At 74.1% G+C, this 17422-nt stretch carries 14 protein-coding genes and 2 pseudogenes; 11 read left to right on the top strand and 5 right to left on the bottom strand.

What is annotated here, in order from left to right; all coding sequences use genetic code 11:
• Positions 1–9: 9 nt before the first annotated feature.
• The gene (locus SXIM_RS19055) at positions 10–1200 is read right to left on the bottom strand and encodes a dihydrodipicolinate synthase family protein (protein WP_046724748.1); all 1191 of its coding nucleotides are present in this window, start codon (positions 1198–1200) and stop codon (positions 10–12) included.
• 19 nt (positions 1201–1219) lie between these two features.
• Positions 1220–2389, bottom strand: coding sequence for a Gfo/Idh/MocA family protein (locus SXIM_RS19050; RefSeq protein WP_046724747.1), 1170 nt, complete (start codon positions 2387–2389; stop codon positions 1220–1222).
• 126 nt (positions 2390–2515) lie between these two features.
• Here SXIM_RS19050 and SXIM_RS19045 point away from each other — a divergent pair.
• The 4 genes and pseudogenes from SXIM_RS19045 to SXIM_RS19030 all read left to right on the top strand — a co-directional run bounded on the left by SXIM_RS19045 (position 2516) and on the right by SXIM_RS19030 (position 6995).
• Positions 2516–3674, top strand: a pseudogene (locus SXIM_RS19045) (LacI family DNA-binding transcriptional regulator).
• 91 nt (positions 3675–3765) lie between these two features.
• Positions 3766–5895: an ATP-binding SpoIIE family protein phosphatase gene (locus SXIM_RS19040; protein ID WP_046724746.1), complete on the top strand. Its 2130-nt coding sequence runs from the start codon at positions 3766–3768 to the stop codon at positions 5893–5895.
• 159 nt (positions 5896–6054) lie between these two features.
• The gene (locus SXIM_RS19035) at positions 6055–6567 is read left to right on the top strand and encodes an NUDIX hydrolase (RefSeq protein ID WP_030737065.1); all 513 of its coding nucleotides are present in this window, start codon (positions 6055–6057) and stop codon (positions 6565–6567) included.
• Between the two features lie 206 nt (positions 6568–6773).
• Positions 6774–6995, top strand: coding sequence for a hypothetical protein (locus SXIM_RS19030; protein WP_030737068.1), 222 nt, complete (start codon positions 6774–6776; stop codon positions 6993–6995).
• Between the two features lie 24 nt (positions 6996–7019).
• Here SXIM_RS19030 and SXIM_RS19025 read toward each other — a convergent pair whose 3' ends face one another.
• Positions 7020–10715 (bottom strand): ABC transporter ATP-binding protein, encoded by a 3696-nt coding sequence (locus tag SXIM_RS19025; protein WP_425473485.1) that lies wholly within the window; start codon positions 10713–10715, stop codon positions 7020–7022.
• Positions 10716–10916: 201 nt separating this feature from the next.
• On the opposite strand from SXIM_RS19025, the gene SXIM_RS28585 reads away from it, so the two are divergent.
• The 3 genes from SXIM_RS28585 (at position 10917) to SXIM_RS19015 (ending at position 12688) form a co-directional block, all read left to right on the top strand.
• Positions 10917–11045, top strand: coding sequence for a hypothetical protein (locus SXIM_RS28585; protein WP_267881002.1), 129 nt, complete (start codon positions 10917–10919; stop codon positions 11043–11045).
• 84 nt (positions 11046–11129) lie between these two features.
• Positions 11130–11903, top strand: coding sequence for a ribosomal RNA small subunit methyltransferase A (locus tag SXIM_RS19020; RefSeq protein ID WP_046724745.1), 774 nt, complete (start codon positions 11130–11132; stop codon positions 11901–11903).
• The gene (locus tag SXIM_RS19015) at positions 11900–12688 is read left to right on the top strand and encodes a phosphotransferase (protein ID WP_046724744.1); all 789 of its coding nucleotides are present in this window, start codon (positions 11900–11902) and stop codon (positions 12686–12688) included. The genes SXIM_RS19020 and SXIM_RS19015 overlap by 4 nt, the downstream gene beginning before the upstream one ends.
• Before the next feature lie 30 nt (positions 12689–12718).
• On the opposite strand, the pseudogene pdxR reads toward SXIM_RS19015, so the two are convergent.
• A pseudogene (pdxR, locus tag SXIM_RS19010) lies at positions 12719–14232 on the bottom strand (MocR-like pyridoxine biosynthesis transcription factor PdxR).
• 29 nt (positions 14233–14261) lie between these two features.
• Between pdxR and SXIM_RS19005 the strand changes: the two are divergent.
• Together SXIM_RS19005 and SXIM_RS19000 are read left to right on the top strand one after the other, a co-directional pair.
• Positions 14262–15092: a methyltransferase domain-containing protein gene (locus SXIM_RS19005; RefSeq protein WP_046724743.1), complete on the top strand. Its 831-nt coding sequence runs from the start codon at positions 14262–14264 to the stop codon at positions 15090–15092.
• Positions 15086–15292: a hypothetical protein gene (locus tag SXIM_RS19000; protein WP_046724742.1), complete on the top strand. Its 207-nt coding sequence runs from the start codon at positions 15086–15088 to the stop codon at positions 15290–15292. The genes SXIM_RS19005 and SXIM_RS19000 overlap by 7 nt, the downstream gene beginning before the upstream one ends.
• Here SXIM_RS19000 and SXIM_RS18995 read toward each other — a convergent pair.
• On the bottom strand, positions 15289–15555 hold the full coding sequence (locus tag SXIM_RS18995; protein ID WP_030737089.1) for a helix-turn-helix domain-containing protein: 267 nt from the start codon (positions 15553–15555) through the stop codon (positions 15289–15291). The genes SXIM_RS19000 and SXIM_RS18995 overlap by 4 nt on opposite strands.
• A 119-nt stretch (positions 15556–15674) precedes the next feature.
• Between SXIM_RS18995 and SXIM_RS18990 the strand changes: the two genes are divergently transcribed.
• The gene (locus SXIM_RS18990) at positions 15675–16469 is read left to right on the top strand and encodes a phosphatase (protein ID WP_030737093.1); all 795 of its coding nucleotides are present in this window, start codon (positions 15675–15677) and stop codon (positions 16467–16469) included.
• A 9-nt stretch (positions 16470–16478) separates the two neighbouring features.
• A complete protein-coding gene (locus SXIM_RS18985) occupies positions 16479–17420 on the top strand; it encodes a GNAT family N-acetyltransferase (protein WP_148236136.1) in 942 nt (313 codons plus the stop codon).
• Positions 17421–17422: the final 2 nt, after the last annotated feature.

The raw sequence follows: 17422 nt of genomic DNA, 5'->3' as shown, positions 1-17422 counted from the left end.
TCGAGAACTTCACGGCTGCTCCACCCCGTAGACCGACAGCAGGGACTTCATCCGGGCCTGCGCGAGCGCCGGGTCCGGGAACAGGCCCAGGCCGTCTGCCAGTTCGTAGGCGCGGGCGAAGTGCGGCAGGGAGCGCGCCGACTGGAGCCCGCCGACCATGGTGAAGTGCTCCTGGTGGCCCGAGAGCCAGGCCAGGAAGACCACGCCGGTCTTGTAGTAGCGGGTCGGGGTCTGGAACAGGTGCCGGGACAGCTCCACGGTCGGGTCCAGCAGCGCCCGGAACCCGGCCGTGTCGCCGGTGTCCAGGGTGCGCACGGCCTGCGCCGCCACCGGGCCCAGCGGGTCGAAGATGCCCAGCAGCGCGTGGGAGAAGCCCTGTTCGTCGCCGGCGATCAGCTCGGGGTAGTGGAAGTCGTCGCCCGTGTAGCAGCGCACGCCCTGGGGGAGGCGGCGGCGCAGCGCGACCTCGCGGCCCGCGTCCAGCAGCGACACCTTGACGCCGTCCACCTTGTCGGGGTGGTCGGCGATGATCTCCAGGAAGGTCTCGGTGGCCACGTCCAGGTCCTCGCTGCCCCAGTAACCGGTCAGCGCGGGGTCGAACATCGGGCCCAGCCAGTGCAGGACGACCGGCTCGGCGGCCTGCCGCAGCAGCTCGCCATAGATCTTCAGATAGTCGTCCGGACCGGTGGCGGAGGCGGCCAGCGCGCGCGAGGCCATCAGGATGGCCTGCGCGCCGGTCTCCTCCACGACGGCCAGCTGTTCCTCGTAGGCCGCGCGCACCTGGTCCAGGGTGTACGGGCCCACGCCTTCCCCCGGGCTCCGCCCGGGAGGTGCCCCCAGCTGGTCGGTGCCCACGCCGCAGGCGATCCGGCCGCCCACGGCCTTGGCCTCGGCGCCGGAGCGGCGGATCAGCTCGGCGGCACCGGCCCAGTCCAGGCCCATGCCGCGCTGCGCGGTGTCCATCGCCTCGGCCACGCCGAGCCCGTGCGACCACAGGTGGCGGCGGAAGGCGAGGGTGGCGTCCCAGTCCACGGCGGCCGGGCCGTCGGGGGTGGTGTCCGCGAACGGGTCGGCGACGACATGCGCGGCCGAGAAGACGATGCGGGAGGTCAGCGGGCCCTCACCGGCGGCGGGGAGAGCGGGGGCGGTACGGGGCGTGTAGTCCCGTACGGTGCCCGTCGCGTCGGGGAGTCGGATCATCGGTTCGGTCTCCCCGTCCTTACAGGCTCAGCTCGGGAACGTCCAGGCGGCGGCCCTCGGCGGAGGACTTCAGGCCCAGCTCGGCCAGCTGCACACCGCGCGCGCCGGCCAGCAGGTCCCAGCTGTAGGGCTCGTCCAGCACCACGTGGCGCAGGAACAGCTCCCACTGGGCCTTGAACCCGTTGTCGAACTCGGCGTTGTCCGGCACCTCCTGCCACTGCTCGCGGAAGGTCTCGGTGGCGGGCAGGTCCGGGTTCCACACCGGCTTGGGGGTGGCGGAGCGGTGCTGCACGCGGCAGTTGCGCAGCCCGGCGACGGCGGAGCCGTGCGTGCCGTCCACCTGGAACTCCACCAGCTCGTCGCGGTTGACGCGCACCGACCAGGAGGAGTTGATCTGGGCGACGGCGCCGCCGGCCAGCTGGAAGATGCCGTACGCGGAGTCGTCGGCGGTGGCCTCGTACGCCTGGCCGTTCTCGTCCCAGCGGCGCGGGATGTGGGTGGCGGTCAGCGCCTGGACGGTCTCGACGCGGCCGAACAGCTCGTGCAGCACGTACTCCCAGTGCGGGAACATGTCCACGACGATGCCGCCGCCGTCCTCGGAGCGGTAGTTCCAGGACGGGCGCTGGGCGGGCTGCCAGTCGCCCTCGAAGACCCAGTAGCCGAACTCGCCGCGCACCGAGAGGATCTCGCCGAAGAAGCCGCCGTCGATGAGCCGCTTGAGCTTGAGCAGGCCGGGGAGGAACAGCTTGTCCTGGACCACGCCGTGCTTGATGCCCGCGTCGCGCGCCTGGCGGGCCAGCGCGAGGGCGCCGTCGAGGCCGGTGGCGGTGGGCTTCTCGGTGTAGATGTGCTTGCCGGCGGCGATGGCCTTCTTCAGGGCCTCCTCGCGGGCGAGGGTGATCTGGGCGTCGAAGTAGATGTCGACGCTGTCGTCGGCCAGGACGGAGTCCAGGTCGGTGGAGATGTTGGAGGCGTCCAGGCCGTGCTGGTCGGCGAGCGCCTTGAGGGCGTGCTCGCGGCGGCCGACGAGGATCGGCTCGGGCCAGATCACGGTGCCGTCGGCGAGCGGGAGGCCGCCCTGTTCGCGCAGGGCGAGGATCGAACGGACCAGGTGCTGGCGGTATCCCATGCGCCCGGTGACGCCGTTCATGGCGATGCGGACGGTCCTGCGGTTCGGCGTGTCGGTCATGGGCCGGATTCCCTCCCGGAGTGGCAGCGCGGCGGCGGCACCGTTAGTAAGCGCTTTCTATCAGGGGAGACGCTAACCTGCCCACAGCGGATGGGACAAGTGGCAGCACGGAAAGCGGGGCGGAGCATGTCGGTGACGCTGGCGGATGTGGCGGCGCGGGCGGGGGTGTCCGCGGCAACGGTCTCCCGGGTGCTCAACGGCAACTACCCGGTGGCCGGTTCCACCCGCTCCCGGGTGCTGCGCGCCGTGGACGAGCTGGAGTACGTGGTCAACGGCCCCGCCAGCGCGCTCGCCGCCGCCACCTCGGACCTGGTGGGGGTGCTGGTCAACGACATCGCCGACCCCTTCTTCGGGGTGATGGCCTCCGCGATCCAGTCCCAGATCGGGCCGGACGGGGAACACGACGCGCCGCACAGCCAGAAGATGGCCATCATCTGCAACACCGGCGGCTCCCCGAGCGCGAACTCACCTACCTCACGCTGCTGCTGCGCCAGCGCGCCGCGGCCGTGGTGCTCACCGGCGGCACGGTCGAGGACCCCGAACACCTGGCCGCCCTGGCCACCCGGCTGCGGCGGCTGGAGGCCGGGGCACCCGGGTGGTGCTGTGCGGCCGGCAGCCGCTGGGGCCGGTGGCGGCCGGCGGGGGCCCGGCGGGCGCCCGGGAGACGGAGCGGGAGACCGCGCGGGAACCGGAGCAGGATGCGTCCTGGGGCCCCTCCCCCGTGGCGCTCACCTTCGACAACTTCGGCGGCGCGCGCCGCCTCACCGCGCACCTGCTCTCCCTGGGCCACCGCCGGATCGGCTACCTCGCCGGGCCGGCCGCCCGCACCACCACCCGGCACCGGCTGGAGGGCCACCGCGCGGCGCTGGCCGAAGCGGCCGGGGCGGGCGCGGGAGGCCCGCAGGACACGGACCGGCTCACCGTGCACGGCGGCTACGACCGGTCGTCCGGCTACGACGGCGCGCTGGAACTGCTGCGCCGCGAGCCGGAGCTGACCGCCGTGGTGGCCGCCAACGACACGGTCGCCCTGGGCGCCTGCGCGGCGCTGCGCGACCGGGGACTGCGCATCCCCGAGGACATCTCGGTGGCCGGCTTCGACGACCTCCCGTTCGCGATCGACGCGGCGCCCGCGCTGACGACGGTACGGATCCCGCTGCACGAGGCCGGGGCGCGCGCCGGCCGGCTGGCGCTCGGCCGCGAGGACGCCCCCGCCGGCCGGGTCGCCACGCTCCCGGCCGATCTGATGGTCCGCGCCTCCACCGCGCCGCCCCGCGCCACCGCCTGATCCGGCCGCACCCTGCGGCGGGCTCCGGCCCTCCCGCACCGAAGGTGCGGCATTCCGCATCCACGCTACGGTGGATGCGGAGGGTGACCACATGGCTTCCTTTCGACCCCGTTTCCGTCGCCTCCAGGGCGCCTCCGTCCTGGTCCTGCTGCTCGTCTACATCGGCGCCATCACCGTGGTGCAGTACCAGACGTCCTCCGGCCACCTCGCCCGCTGGGCCAGCTTCTCGCTGCTCGCCCCGCTCGCCGCCGCCGGCCTGCTCGCCTTCCGGCAGGCACTCGTCATCGCCGTGGTCACCTTCGGTGCCGCCCTCACCGTGTACGGGTTCCACGTCCCCAACCTGTCCATCGGCGGTCGGGTCACCGTGCTGGTCTCGGTGGCACTCGCCTGCCTGTTGTCGCTGCTGGTCACCCGCATCCGGGAGGACCGCGAGCGGCGCGTCGCCCGGCTGACGGTGGCCAGGGAACGGCTGACCCTGCTCAGTGACGCCAGCAGCCGGATCGGCAGCACCCTGGACGTGCGCCGCACCGCCGACGAGCTGACCGAGGTCGCGGTCCCCCGACTGGCGGATCTGGTGACGGTGGATCTGTACGACTCGGTGCTGCGCGGCGAGGAACCCCGCACCCAGCGTTTCCCCGGCCCGGTCACGCTGCGCCGGGTGGCGCAGCGGTCGGTGCTGGACGGGATCCCCGAGGTCATGCTGGACATCGGCGAGTCGCTGGAGTACCCGTCGGAATCGCCGCACGGGCGCGCCGTGGCGGCCAGCGGGGAGTACCGGGCGCGGGTGCTGGACGCGGAGGCGGTCGCCGACTGGTTCGCGAGGGATCCGGAGCGGGCGGAGCGGGTGCGCGAGTACGGCGTGCACTCCGGCGTGGTGGTACCGCTGCGCGCCCGGGGCGCGACGCTGGGCGTGGCGATGTTCGTACGGCACCGCCGTCCGGAGGACTTCGACCAGGCCGATCTGCTGCTCGCGGAGGAGATCGGCGCACGGGCGGCCGTATGCCTGGACAACGCGCGCCGCTACACGCACGAGCGGTCCACCTCGCTGACGCTCCAGCGCAGTCTGCTGCCGCGCGGCCGGCCCGATCTGGCCGCCGTGGAGGTGGCCTCGCGCTATCTGCCGGCCGACTCGATGGCGGGGGTGGGCGGTGACTGGTTCGATGTCATCCCGCTCTCGGGGGCACGGGTGGCCCTGGTGGTGGGCGATGTGGTGGGGCACGGGCTGCACGCCTCCGCCACCATGGGGCGACTGCGGGCCACGGTGCGGACCCTGGCCGACATCGACCTGCCGCCCGACGAACTGCTCACCCACCTCGACGATGTCGTGATCCGGATGCGCGGCGAGAACGAGCAGCCGGACGACTGGCCGGAGGAGCCGGGGGGGCCGGGTGAACCGGGCGGTGTGGTGACCCCGGAGACCGGCGCCACCTGCCTGTACGCGGTGTACGACCCGGTGTCGCGGATCTGCGCCCTCGCCAGGGCGGGGCACCCGGCCCCCGCCCTGGTCCGTCCCGATGGCGCGGTGGAGATGATCGATCTGCCGGCCGGGCCGCCGCTCGGGCTCGGCGGCCTGCCGTTCGAGTCGGTGGAGATCACGCTGCCCGAGGGCAGCGTGCTGGCCCTGTACACGGACGGCCTGCTGGAGTCGTACCGCCAGGATCTCGATCAGGGCCTGGCCGAGCTGAGCCAGCTGCTGGCCCGGCCCGCCGCCTCCCTGGACGCGACCTGCGACATGGTGCTGAAGTCCCTGGTGGACGAACACCACACCGACGACATCGCGCTGCTGCTGGCCCGCACCCGCGCCCTGTCCCCGGCCCAGGTCTCCACATGGGAGGTCCCGGCTGAGCCCACGGCCGTGGGCCGGGCCCGCGAACTGGCGGCCCGGCAGCTGACCAGCTGGGGCCTGGAGGACGCGGTGTTCACCACCGAACTCGTCGTCAGTGAGCTGGTCACCAACGCCATACGGCACGCGGGCGGCCCGATCCAGCTGCGGGTGATCCGCGAGCGCGGCGTGATCTGCGAGGTGTCGGACGGCAGCAGCACCTCGCCCCATTTGCGCCGGGCGCGGGCGTACGACGAGAACGGCCGCGGGCTGTTCATCGTCGCCCACCTCGCGCAGCGGTGGGGCAGCCGGCAGAGCAGTACCGGCAAGACGATCTGGGCCGAGGTGCCCGAGGAGCCGGACGACTTCCCGGGCGTCGCCGGGGTACCGGCCCTGTGAGGGCCGCGGCGCGGAGGTGACGAACTCCGGCTGCGCCGTACCCGTCGGCCTTCGCTCCCCCGCGGTCCGGGCCGGTGCCCTGACCCGCGCCTCCCTGCGGGCCCCGGCGCCCGCACGGGGGCTCCGCCGTTGTCCGTGCCCGGCAGTAGGGTCGGCGGCATGACGGAGGATCAGCGCGAGACCCTGCCCGAGCCCTTGGCGACCGGCCCCCTGGACGTACGGCTGCTCGCGCTCGAACAGGTGCCGGAGGAGACCACGTTCGACGACGCGCCGATCACGTACAGCCTGGTGGCGCTGTGGCACGGGGAACGGCTGCTGCTGGTCCTGGAACGCAAGCGCGGGACGTGGGAGCTGCCGGGCGGCGGCATCGACCCGGGCGAGACCCCGCGCGTGGCGGCGGCCCGCGAACTGCGCGAGGAGGCCGGCCAGCTGATCGCGCCCGAGGCGCTGCGTTTCGTGGGCTTCGCCAAGACCGCCTTCGGGGACCGTCCCATGGCGTACGGGGCGGTGTACGAGGCGGAGACGGCGGCACCGCAGCCGTTCGCGCCGAACGAGGAGATTGAGGCGATCCACTGGTGGTCGGGCGAACCCACCCTCCCCGGCGGCTCCCTGCAGACGGTGGACACCTATCTGGGCGAGCGCAGCCGGGCACCGGGCCCGGCACGGCCCTGATCCTCAGCCGGCCTTGCGCGGTTCCCCGTCGTCGAAGCTGACGCGTCCGCTCACTGCCCGTTCTCCCTCTTCCGCTCCGCGAGGTACTCCGGGTACCGCCGCTCCGGATCTCTCCTGCGTTCAGCAGGAGTCGACCATGCCGAGTGGCCCGCTCCACGCCCTTCGGCTGTCACCACGCGCGGGAGTGACGGCGTACGCTGCCGCCCATGGGGAGAGCAGAGGGTTTCACCTATCGCGAGCTGGGCGACGGGACGGTGCGGATCACGCACCGGGAGCGGCCCGCGGGGACGCTGCGGGGGGAGCGGGCCGCCGCGTTCCTCGCCGAGATCGCCGGCGGCGCCGACCCACAGCTGGTGATGGCGCGCTGGACCGGCAACTACCGGCGCGGCAACGAGCGCACGGCGAAACAGCACCCGCGCAACCGCTGACCGACGTCCCGGTGACCGGCGCCGCTAGCCCGCCACCGGCGCCGTTTCCTCCTCGCCCGCGTAGGTGCGCCACAGCGCCGCGTACCGGCCGCCGCGTGCCAGGAGTTCGGCGTGGGTGCCGTCCTCCACCACCGCGCCGTGGTCCAGCACCACCACCCGGTCGGCGCGGGCGGCGGTGGTCAGCCGGTGGGCGACGACCAGGGTGGTGCGGCGCACCGCCAGCCGGTCGGTGGCCTGGTTGACCAGGGCCTCGGTCGCCAGGTCCAGGGCCGCCGTGGCCTCGTCGAGCAGCAGGATGTCCGGGCGTACCAGCTCGGCGCGGGCGAGCGCGATCAGCTGCCGCTGACCCGCCGACAGGGCGCGGCCCCGCTCCCCCACCTGCTGCCGGAAGCCGCCGGGCAGCGCGGCGATCATGTGGTGGGCGCCGACCGCGCGGGCCGCCGCCTCCACCTCGGCGTCGCTCGCGTCGGGGCGGCCGTACGCGATGGCGTCCCGCACCGTCCCCTCGAACAGGTACGGCTCCTGCGGGACGACGCCGAGCCGGTGCCGGTAGCCGGGGAGGTCGAGGGTGCGCAGGTCGGCGCCGTCCACCCGGACCGCGCCCGCGGTCGGGTCGTAGTAGCGGGCGACGAGCTTCACCAGCGTGGACTTGCCGGCGCCGGTCTCGCCGACGAAGGCGACGGTCTGGCCGGCCGGGATGGTGAGGTTCACCCCGCGCAGGGCCTCCTCGCCCGCCTCGGTCCCCCGGTAGGCGAACCGGACGTTGTCGAACTCCACCTCCCCGCGCAGCCGCTCGGCCACCGCACGGGGCCGTTCGGCGGCCGGGGTGGTGGTGGGCTCGGCGAGCAGTTCCTGGATGCGGCCCAGCGAGACCACGGCCTGCTGGTAGCCGTCGAAGACCTGGGAGAGCTGCTGCACGGGGGCGAAGAACAGCTCGATGTACAGCAGGTACGCCACCAGCGCGCCCGCCGTGAGCGTCCCGGCGCCGACCCGGCCGGCGCCCACCAGCAGCACTCCGGCGGTGGCCAGGGTGGCCAGCAGCTGCACGAAGGGGAAGTACACGGAGATCAGCCACTGGCCGCGCAGCCGCGCCCGGCGGTAGCCGTCCGAGCGGTCGGTGAACCGCTCGTACCCGTCGCTCTCGCGCCGGAACGCCTGCACCATCCGCAGCCCGGCGACGGACTCCTGGAGGTCGGCGTTGACGCCGCTGACACGCTCGCGGGCCAGCTCGTACGCCTTGACGCTGTGCCGCCGGAAGACGACGGTGCCCACGGTCAGCGGGATCAGGGTGGCCAGGACGACGAGGGCGAGCTGGAGGTCGATGGCGACGAGGACGCCCATGATGCCGAAGAACGTCATCACGGCCACCAGCGCCTGCACCAGGCCGGTCTGGAGGAAGGAGGTGAGGGCGTCGACATCGGTGGTCATCCGGGTCATGACCCGGCCGGTCAGCTCGCGCTCGTAGTAGTCCAGGCCCAGCCGCTGGAGGTGGGCGAAGATCTTGACGCGCAGGGAGTACAGGGCGCGTTCACCGGTGCGGCCCACCGCGCGGATGGCACCGGCCTGAGCGGCCCACTGGGTGAGCACGACCAGCAGCGCGAGGACGGCGGCGGTCCACACCGCGCCGTAGGCGGCCTTCTCCACGCCCTGGTCGATGCCGTGCCGGATGAGGACGGGCAGCAGCAGCGCGGCGGCGGCGTCGGCGACCACCAGCAGGAGGGCCAGGAGCAGCGGGACGCGCAGTCCGGCCAGCAGACGGCGCAGTCCGTAGCCGCCGGTCTCGGCGCGGGCGGCGGCGTCCTCGTCGATGTCGGGGGTGTCGGTGGCGGGCGGCAGGGCGGCGACCTGGGCGAGCAGTTCGGGGTCGGCGGCGGTGCCGCCCATCAGGGCGGTTGCGGCGGTGTCGGGGCCGCCCGCCGTGCGCTGCCACAGGCCGGGGGTGGTGCCGTCCGCGCCGGGGCTCTCGTCCGCCCGGCCGTCGTCGGCGCCGTCGTCGTCACCATCGGCGAGCGGGGCGGCCGGGGCGAGCCCGGCCGGGTCGCGGGGGGCCGTGCCCCACTCGTCGGGGTCGCTCAGCAGCCGGCGGTACAGCTCGCTGCGGGCGGAGAGTTCGGCGTGGGTGCCGGTGTCGGCGAGGCGTCCGCCGTCGAGGACGGCGATGCGGTCGGCGAGCTGGAGGGTGGATTGCCGGTGGGCGATGAGCAGGGTGGTGCGCCCGGCCATCACGGAGCGCAGCGCGTCGTGGATCTCGCGCTCCACGCGGGCGTCGACGGCGGAGGTGGCGTCGTCGAGGATGAGCAGCCGGGGGTCGGTGAGGATGGCGCGGGCGAGTGCGACGCGCTGGCGCTGGCCGCCGGACAGGGTCATGCCCTGTTCGCCGACGACGGTGTCGTAGCCGTCGGGCAGGGCGCGGATGAAGTCGTCGGCCTGGGCGGCGCGGGCGGCGGCGGTGATCTGCTCGTCGGTGGCCTCGGGGTGACCGTAGGCGAGGTTGGCGCGGATGGTGTCGGAGAACAGGAAGCTGTCCTCGGGGACGAGACCGATGGCCGCGCGCAGCGAGTCGTAGGTCAGCTCGCGGGTGTCGTGGCCGCCGACCCTGATGGTGCCGCTGTCGGGGTCGTAGAAGCGGGGCAGCAGCAGCGAGACGGTGGATTTGCCGCTGCCGGAGGGGCCGATGACGGCGAGGGTCTCGCCGGGTTCGATGCGCAGGCTGAGGTCGGTGAGGACGGGGTTGGCCTCCCCGTAGCCGAAGCCGACGCGGTCGAACTCGACGCTGGCGGGGGCGTCGGCGGGCAGCGCGCGGGCGTCGGGGGCCTCGGTGATCTCGGGTTCGGCGTCGATGAGTTCCAGGACGCGTTCGACGCCGGCGCGGGCCTGCTGGCCGACGGTGAGGACCATGGTGAGCATCCGGACCGGGCCGACCAGCTGGGCGAGGTAGGTGGAGAAGGCGACGAAGGTGCCCAGGGTGATCTCGCCGCGGGTGGCGAGCCAGCCGCCGAGGGCGAGCATAGCGACCTGGCCGAGTGAGGGGATGGCCTGGAAGGCGGGGACGTAGCGGGCGTTGAGCCGTACGGTGCGCAGCCGGGCGGCGAACAGTTCGCGGCTGATGGCGCGCAGTTTGCCGCTCTCCTGCTCCTCCTGGCCGAAGCCCTTGACGACGCGGACGCCGGTGATGGCGCCGTCGACGACGCCCGCGACGGCGCCGGCCCGGTTCTGGGCGTGCCAGGTGGCGGGGTAGAGCCGGCGGCGGCTGATGCTCGCGATCCAGGCGAGGAGGGGGATGACGGCGAGGGAGACGAGGGTCAGCAGGGGGGACAGGACGAGCATCACCGCGAGGGAGACGGCGAAGAGCATGAAGTTGCCGATGACCATCGGCATCATGAAGAGCAGGCCCTGGATGAGGCTGAGGTCGCTGGTGGCGCGGCCGACGACCTGCCCGGTGGAGAGCTGGTCCTGGCGGCGGCCGTCCAGGCGGGTGAGGGAGCGGAACATCGCGGTGCGCAGGTCGTGCTGCACGTCGATGCCGAGGCGTCCGCCGTAGTAGCGGCGGGCGAAGGTGAGGCCGTAGATCACGGCGGCCGCGGCGAGGAGCAGGCCGATCCACAGGCCGAGTCCGCCCTGGCCGCCGACGACGATGTCATCGATGATGATCTTGGTGATGAGCGGCATGAGGGCCATGACGCCCATGCCGGCCAGGGAAGCGCCGAGGGACAGCAGCATGTTGCGGCGGTGACGCCAGCAGTACGCGGTGAGCCGTCGTATCCAGCCCCTGGTGCCGCTGTGGTCGGTGTCCGCCACGTGATGCCTCCCGTTGATCAGTGCCGGAGTGCTCAACACCAGCGTCGGGTCATTTCATCCCACCGCAACAGTGTGAAGAAAGGGATTTGCACGCTCCGCGCGACGATCCGTATCGTCTTACTCATGTCAGCTTCCCAGGCAATCACGAAGGGGCTGTGCGCCGCCGCGCGGCAGTTCCAGCTCAGCCCCCGCCCGCGCGTGCGGCGTCCGGCCCTGGTCCGCCAGGACTCGCCCGACGTCCCGACCGTCTGACCACAGCTTTTCCGAGTCCTCACGCCACCAGGGCCGTCCGGTGTCAGCTCATCGACACGGACAGGCCCGCCGCCTTGGCGCTGCCTGTCCTCACACCCGAGGACCTCACCCGTGGCACGCCGTCGTCTCGCCCTTTCACAGAACTTTCTGCATCACGCCCCCAGCATTCGTACGATCGTGCACGCCTCCGGCGTGCGCCCCGGCGAACTGGTCGTGGAACCCGGCGCCGGGGAGGGTCACCTCTCGCGCGCGCTGGCCGCCGCCACCGGCCGGGTCATCGCCTACGAGATCGACCGGACACTGGCCGGCCGGTTCCCCGACCACCCCCGCATCCGCCTCGTCCAGGGAGACTTCCTGCGCGCCACGCCACCCCGCGAACCGTTCGCGGTGGTCGGCAACATCCCGTACTCACGGACCACCGACATCGTCCGCTGGTGCCTGGCCGCGCCCCGGCTGACCTCGGCCACCCTCCTCACCCAGCTGGAGTACGCGCGCAGGCGCACCGGGGACTTCGGCAGCTGGCCGCTGCTGACCGTCCGCAGCTGGCCCCGGTACGCGTGGCGGCTCGGGCCGCGCGTCCACCGGCGGCACTTCGTCCCGGTACCGCGCGCCGACTCGGCCGTGCTGCGCCTGGAACGCCGCCCCGAACCGCTGCTGCCGGCGGCGGACCTGGGACCGTACGGCGCGTTCGTCGACCTGGGATTCACCGGCCGGGGCGGCTCCCTGCACGCGACCCTGACCCACCACTACGGCCGCCGCCGTACCCGCGCCCTGGACCTGGACCGCTCCCTGCCGTGCGGTCTGGTGCCGCCGGAGGTCTGGGTGCGGCTGTACCGGGAGCTACGCTGCCGGGCATGACGGACGAGGGGCGGACGGACGAACGGCTCGCGGGCGGACTCGGCAGCGGCGGAGAGGTGATCCGCCGGGGCCCGGTGGTGAACCGCCCCGCCCCGCCGAACGCGCCCGACCTGCACCGGTACCTGCGCGCCCTGCGCCGGGCCGGGTTCACCGGGGCGCCGGAGCCGGTGCGGCTCACCCCGGACGGCCGGGAGGAGGTCACCTTCCTGCCGGGCGAGGTGGCCGTGCCGCCCTTCCCCGCCTGGTCGTGGACGGCGGGCGCGCTGCGTTCGGTGGGCGCGCTGCTGCGCGCGTTCCACGAGGCGAGCGCGACCCTCCCGACCGCCCCGGACGCCGGATGGTCGCGGGAACTGGCCGACCCCGAGGGCGGCCCGCTGCTGTGCCACAACGACGTCTGCCGGGAGAACGTCGTCTTCCGCGACGGCCGGGCCGCCGCCCTCATCGATTTCGATCTCGCCGCGCCCGGCCGGCCGCTGTGGGACGTGGCGATGACCGCCCGCTACTGGATCCCGATGCGGCCCGGCGAGACCTCCGACGCACCGGCCCGGCTGCGCGTGCTCGCGGACGGCTACGGCCTGGCGGCGGAACGCGCCCAGCTCCCCACCGTGATCGAGCAGGCCACAGCCGTGGGCCGGGCCTTCGTGACCGGCAGGGTGACGGCGGGCGAGCAGGGTTTCGTCCGGCTGGTGGCCGACCGGGGCGGCTGGCCCTACTGGGACCACCTCCAGGAATGGCTCGTCACCCACCGCGCCGCCTTCACCACCGCCCTCACCCGCGACACCTGAGGGCCGGCCCGCGCCGGCGCCCGCGCCGGGTCAGCGCGCCCGCAGCGCGCGGCCCAGGGCGGCCATGCCCTCCGCGATCCGGTCCTGACCACTGGCCGCGTAGCCCAGCACCAGGCCGGGCGGCCCGGCATGGCGCCGGTGCCAGGCCAGCGGCTGCACCTTCACCCCGTGCGCGAGCGCGAGCGAGGCCAGCTCCAGGTCGCAGCGGCCCCGCACCAGCGGCGCGTCCGGCGGGAAGGTGATCATCAGATGGACGCCGGCCGCCGCGCCGTGCACCACCGCGCCCGGCAGGTGCCGCCGGATGCCCTCGATCATGGTGTCCCGGCGCCGCTGGTGCCGCCGCCGCAGCATCCGCAGCTGCCGCTCCAGTTCCCCCGACTCCATGAGGCGGGCCAGCACCAGCTGCGCCAGCACCCCGTTGCCCAGATCCGTGAACCGCTTCGCCGCCACCAGCGCCTCGCGGTACGCGGGCGGCGGCAGCAGCCAGCCGATCCGCAGCGCCGGGGCCAGCAGCTTGGAGACACTGCCGGTGTACGCGACGGCCTCCGGCAGCATCGCCCGCACCGCGGGCACCGGCGGCCGGTCGTAACGGTGCTCGGCGTCGTAGTCGTCCTCCACGATCAGCCCGCCGCTCTCCCGCGCCCAGGCCATCAGCTCCCGCCGCCGCTCCCCACTGAGCACCACCCCGGTGGGGAACTGGTGCGCCGGGGTGAGCAGTACGGCTCGGGCGCCGCTGGCCCGCAGCGCGTCCACCCGTATCCCCTCCCCGTCCACCGGCACCGCGGGCATCGCCATCCCGCCGTACCGCAGATGCTGCCGGGCGCCCAGTGACCCCGGCTCCTCGACGGCGAGATCGCCGATGCCGCGCGCCCGCAGCACGTGGGCCAGCAGGATCAGCGCCTGGGAGACCCCGGCCACGATCAGGATGTCGGCCGGGTCGGCGGCGATGCCCCGGTTCCTGGCCAGCCAGTGCGCGACGGCGGCACGCAGCGCGGGCGCACCGCGCGGATCGCCGTACCCGAGATCGGAGGCGCACAGTCCGGCGAGCACGGCACGCTCGGCGCGCAGCCAGGCGGCGCGCGGGAAGGCAGCCAGATCGGGGACGCCCGGGGTGAAGTCGAACGGAGCCTCGACGGCCCGCAGCGAGTCGAAGACGTCGGTGCCGGGCGCCGCCCCGAACAGCGCGCCCTCCGGCAGCGCGCCGCACGGCCGGGCCGGGTCCCGGGCCGCCCCGGACTCCGGCACCGGTACGGGGGCCGCGACCACCACGGTGCCCGCCCGCCCCCGGCCCGCGACATGGCCGTCCTCGGTGAGGCACTGGTACGCCTCGGTCACCACCCCCGCGAGACCCGCAGTTCGGCGGCGAGCACCCGGCTGGCGGGCAGCTTGCTGCCGATGGGCAGCCGGCCGTCCGCGATGGCGGCCCGGATCTCCCGGGACAGCCAGTCGGCCCGGCCGCCCGGCGGGGCTTCCTCGATGCGCAGCTGAAGGAAGTCGGAACCCGTTTTGGCCCTGCCAACCGGCCCTTCATTGGCTCTGTCCACCGGGCCATTGTGCGTCCGACGCTGGGGCCATGAACAGTACGACCGTCACAGCCCGTTATCTGCACGGCTATTCGGCCGGCGAGACCCGCCGGCTCGGCGACCAGGCGAACAGCCTCGCGGACCTGCTGCACCACGACACCCGCTACCCGGCCGGCAGCCGCGTACTGGAGGCGGGCTGCGGGGTGGGTGCCCAGACCGTGCACCTGCTGGCCGGCAGCCCCGGCATCCGGCTGACGGCGGTGGACATCTCCGCCGAGTCGCTGGCCACCGCCGGGAGCCGGGTCGCGGCCGGATTCCCCGACGCCCGGGTGGCCTGGCTCCAGGCCGATCTGCACGAGCTGCCCTTCCCGCCGGACACCTTCGACCACGTCTTCGTGTGCTTCGTCCTGGAGCACCAGAGCGATCCGGGACGCACCCTGGCCGCGCTGCGCCGGGTGCTGCGCCCCGGCGGCACCCTCACCGTGATCGAGGGGGACCACGGCACCATCGTGGCGCACCCGGAGAGCGCCGCGGCCCGGGCCGTGATCGGCCATCTCGTCCGCCTCCAGGCGGCGGCCGGCGGGAACGCGCTGCTGGGGCGCACGCTCCAGCCGCTGCTGACCGCCGCCGGCTTCACCGGGGTCGAGGTCACCCCGCGCACCCTGTACGCCGACAGCACCCGGCCGCGGCTGGTGGACTCCTTCACCCGCGACACCTTCATCGCGATGGCCGGCTCCTTCCGGGCCGACGCCCTCGCGGCCGGTCTGACCACCGGGGCGCGGTGGGACCGGGGCATCACGGAGCTGCACCGCTGCGCGACGGAGGGCGGAACGTTCCAGTACTCCTTCTTCAAGGCCACCGCGACCGGCCCGGCATGCTGATCACCGCCGCCGCCGTCCTGCTGGCCTGGGCCGCCCTGGAACGCAACCACCGCCGCCACCGGCGCCCCACCCGCGACCTGGCGGGCAGCACCGACCTCCGCGACCGCGACGCCGAACGCACCACGGCGGACCTGCGGGTCGCCAAGGAGTGTCCGACCCATGGCGCGCGACCCGGGCCGGGTGGGCCGTCCAGACCCTAGGCGGCCACCGGAGCCGGCTCCGGCTCGGCGCAGCGTGCCACCACCTGATCCAGCGGCAGCTCCAGCGCCTGCGCCAGCGCCGCGACGGTGAAGAAGGCGGGGGTGGGGGCGCGGCCGGTCTCGATCTTGCGCAGGGTCTCGGGGGAGATTCCGGCGGCCGCCGCCACCTCCGCCATGCTGCGCGGGCCGCGCGCGGCGCGCAGCAGCAGCCCGAGCCGCCGGCCGCGTTCGCGCTCTTCGGGGGTCAGAGGAGTACGTACCATGCCTGTGATACTAATACCGGTATAAGAATTGGGCACGCGTGTGCAGCGCCCGGCCGGCGGAGATCACAGCTCGGCGACAGGAGCCCCGTACCGGACCGCCGGGGGCGATACTGGGCCCTATGCCGTCCCTGTCCTTGGTGCCCTCCCGTCCGGAACTGATCGAACACCTCATACGCTCCCGGATCGCCGGGGAGGTGGCCACGCCGCGGGAGAACAATCTCGCCCACTACCGCGAACTGGCCAACGGCAACCGGCACTACTGGCTCGGCCTGGAACTCGGCGACCGCTGGGTGGACGAACAGGACGTGCTCGCGGTCATGACCGAGCGCTGCGGCGTCAACGAGGACCCCGAGCACCGGCAGGGCCAGGACACCATCGACCCCGAGCTGACCCTCGACGCCCTGGAGCGCGCCGCCGACACCCTGCGCAAGGCGGCCGACGGACGCTCCCGGGTGCTGCTGGCCACCGGGCACCCGGGCGGCCTGCTGGATGTCCACGCCCGCACCGGCTTCGCTCTGGCGGCGGCCGGCTGCGACATCGTCAAGGTGCCGATCGGGCTCACCGCCGACGAGGGCGTGGTGGCCCAGATGGCCGGGGTGGCGATGTACGAGCGCGGCGCGACCCTGTGGCACACCCACTCGCCGCACCCGATGGCCACCATCCTCGACGCGCTGGCGGCGGACGGCCAGGCCCCGCCCGATCTGGTGGTCGCCGACCACGGGTGGGCGGGCTGCGCGGCGCAGTACGGCATCGACACCATCGGGTACGCCGACTGCAACGACCCGGCGCTGTTCCTCGCGGAGGCCGAGGGCACCCTCTCGGTCTGCGTACCACTGGACGATCACGTGACCAATCCCCGCTATTACGAGCCGATGACCGCTTATCTCCTCCACGCCGCGGGGCTGCTGCCGTAGGCTCCGGCCGTGACGCCCGTGACCCGTACGAGCACGAACACGACCACCCCCATGGAGACCCGGCTGCGGGTCCTGGACCCCCTGCTGCCCTCCGTGCACGCGCTGCCAGCACCCGTCGAGGGCGACATCACCTTCACCCTCCCGGGCGCCGAGGGCCGCTACCGGCGGCGGCGCGTCGATCCGCAGGCGTACGAGGCCAGCTGGGCGGCGCTCGATCAGCATCAGCTGTACGCCCGGCTCACCGGCCCCGACCCGGCCCGCGCCCTGGACACGCTGCTGACCGCCTGGGACCGGCGGATGGCCGCCGCCCGCCCGGCGCCGGGCGACAGCGAGGCCGTGTTCACCTGGCCCAGCCGCGACACCGAGGTCACCGCCACCCTGCTCGCCCACGGCTTCACCCCGAAGACCGTCACCGCCGTGCGCGCCGCCACCACCGGACCGCCGCCGGGCCGCGCCGCACGGGCCGGCGATCTCCTGGTGCGCCCGCTGGCGCCGGCCGACGCCGGCGATCTCGACCGGGCGGTGGCCCTGTGGCTGGACGAGCTGCGCTGGGACGCGCAGTTCGGCTCGACGATGCCGCGCGAGTCCTCAGCGCACCACGCCCGGCAGCGGCTGGCCGCTCCCGGCGCCTGGGTGTGGCTGGCCGAGCGCAACCGCCGGATCACCGGACTGCTCTCGGTCGAACCGCCCGAGGAGGCCGCCTGGGCCGCCCGGCAGGTCGCCGCCCGGCGTGTGGGCTATCTCTCCACCCTCATGGTCGAGGCGGCCGAGCGCGGCTGCGGCACGGGTACGGCGCTGGTCCGCACCGCGCACCTGGCCCTGGCCGAGGCGGGTGCCACCCACACCCTGCTGCACTACGCCGCGCTCAGCCCGCTCTCGGGCCCGTTCTGGCACCGGGCGGGCTACCGACCGCTGTGGACCACCTGGGCCCGGCGCCCGCCGGCCCACTGAGA

The sequence above is a fragment of the Streptomyces xiamenensis genome (assembly GCF_000993785.3).
In the GTDB taxonomy this organism is placed as follows: domain Bacteria; phylum Actinomycetota; class Actinomycetes; order Streptomycetales; family Streptomycetaceae; genus Streptomyces; species Streptomyces xiamenensis.
This window is presented reverse-complemented; position numbering and strand designations above follow the sequence as displayed.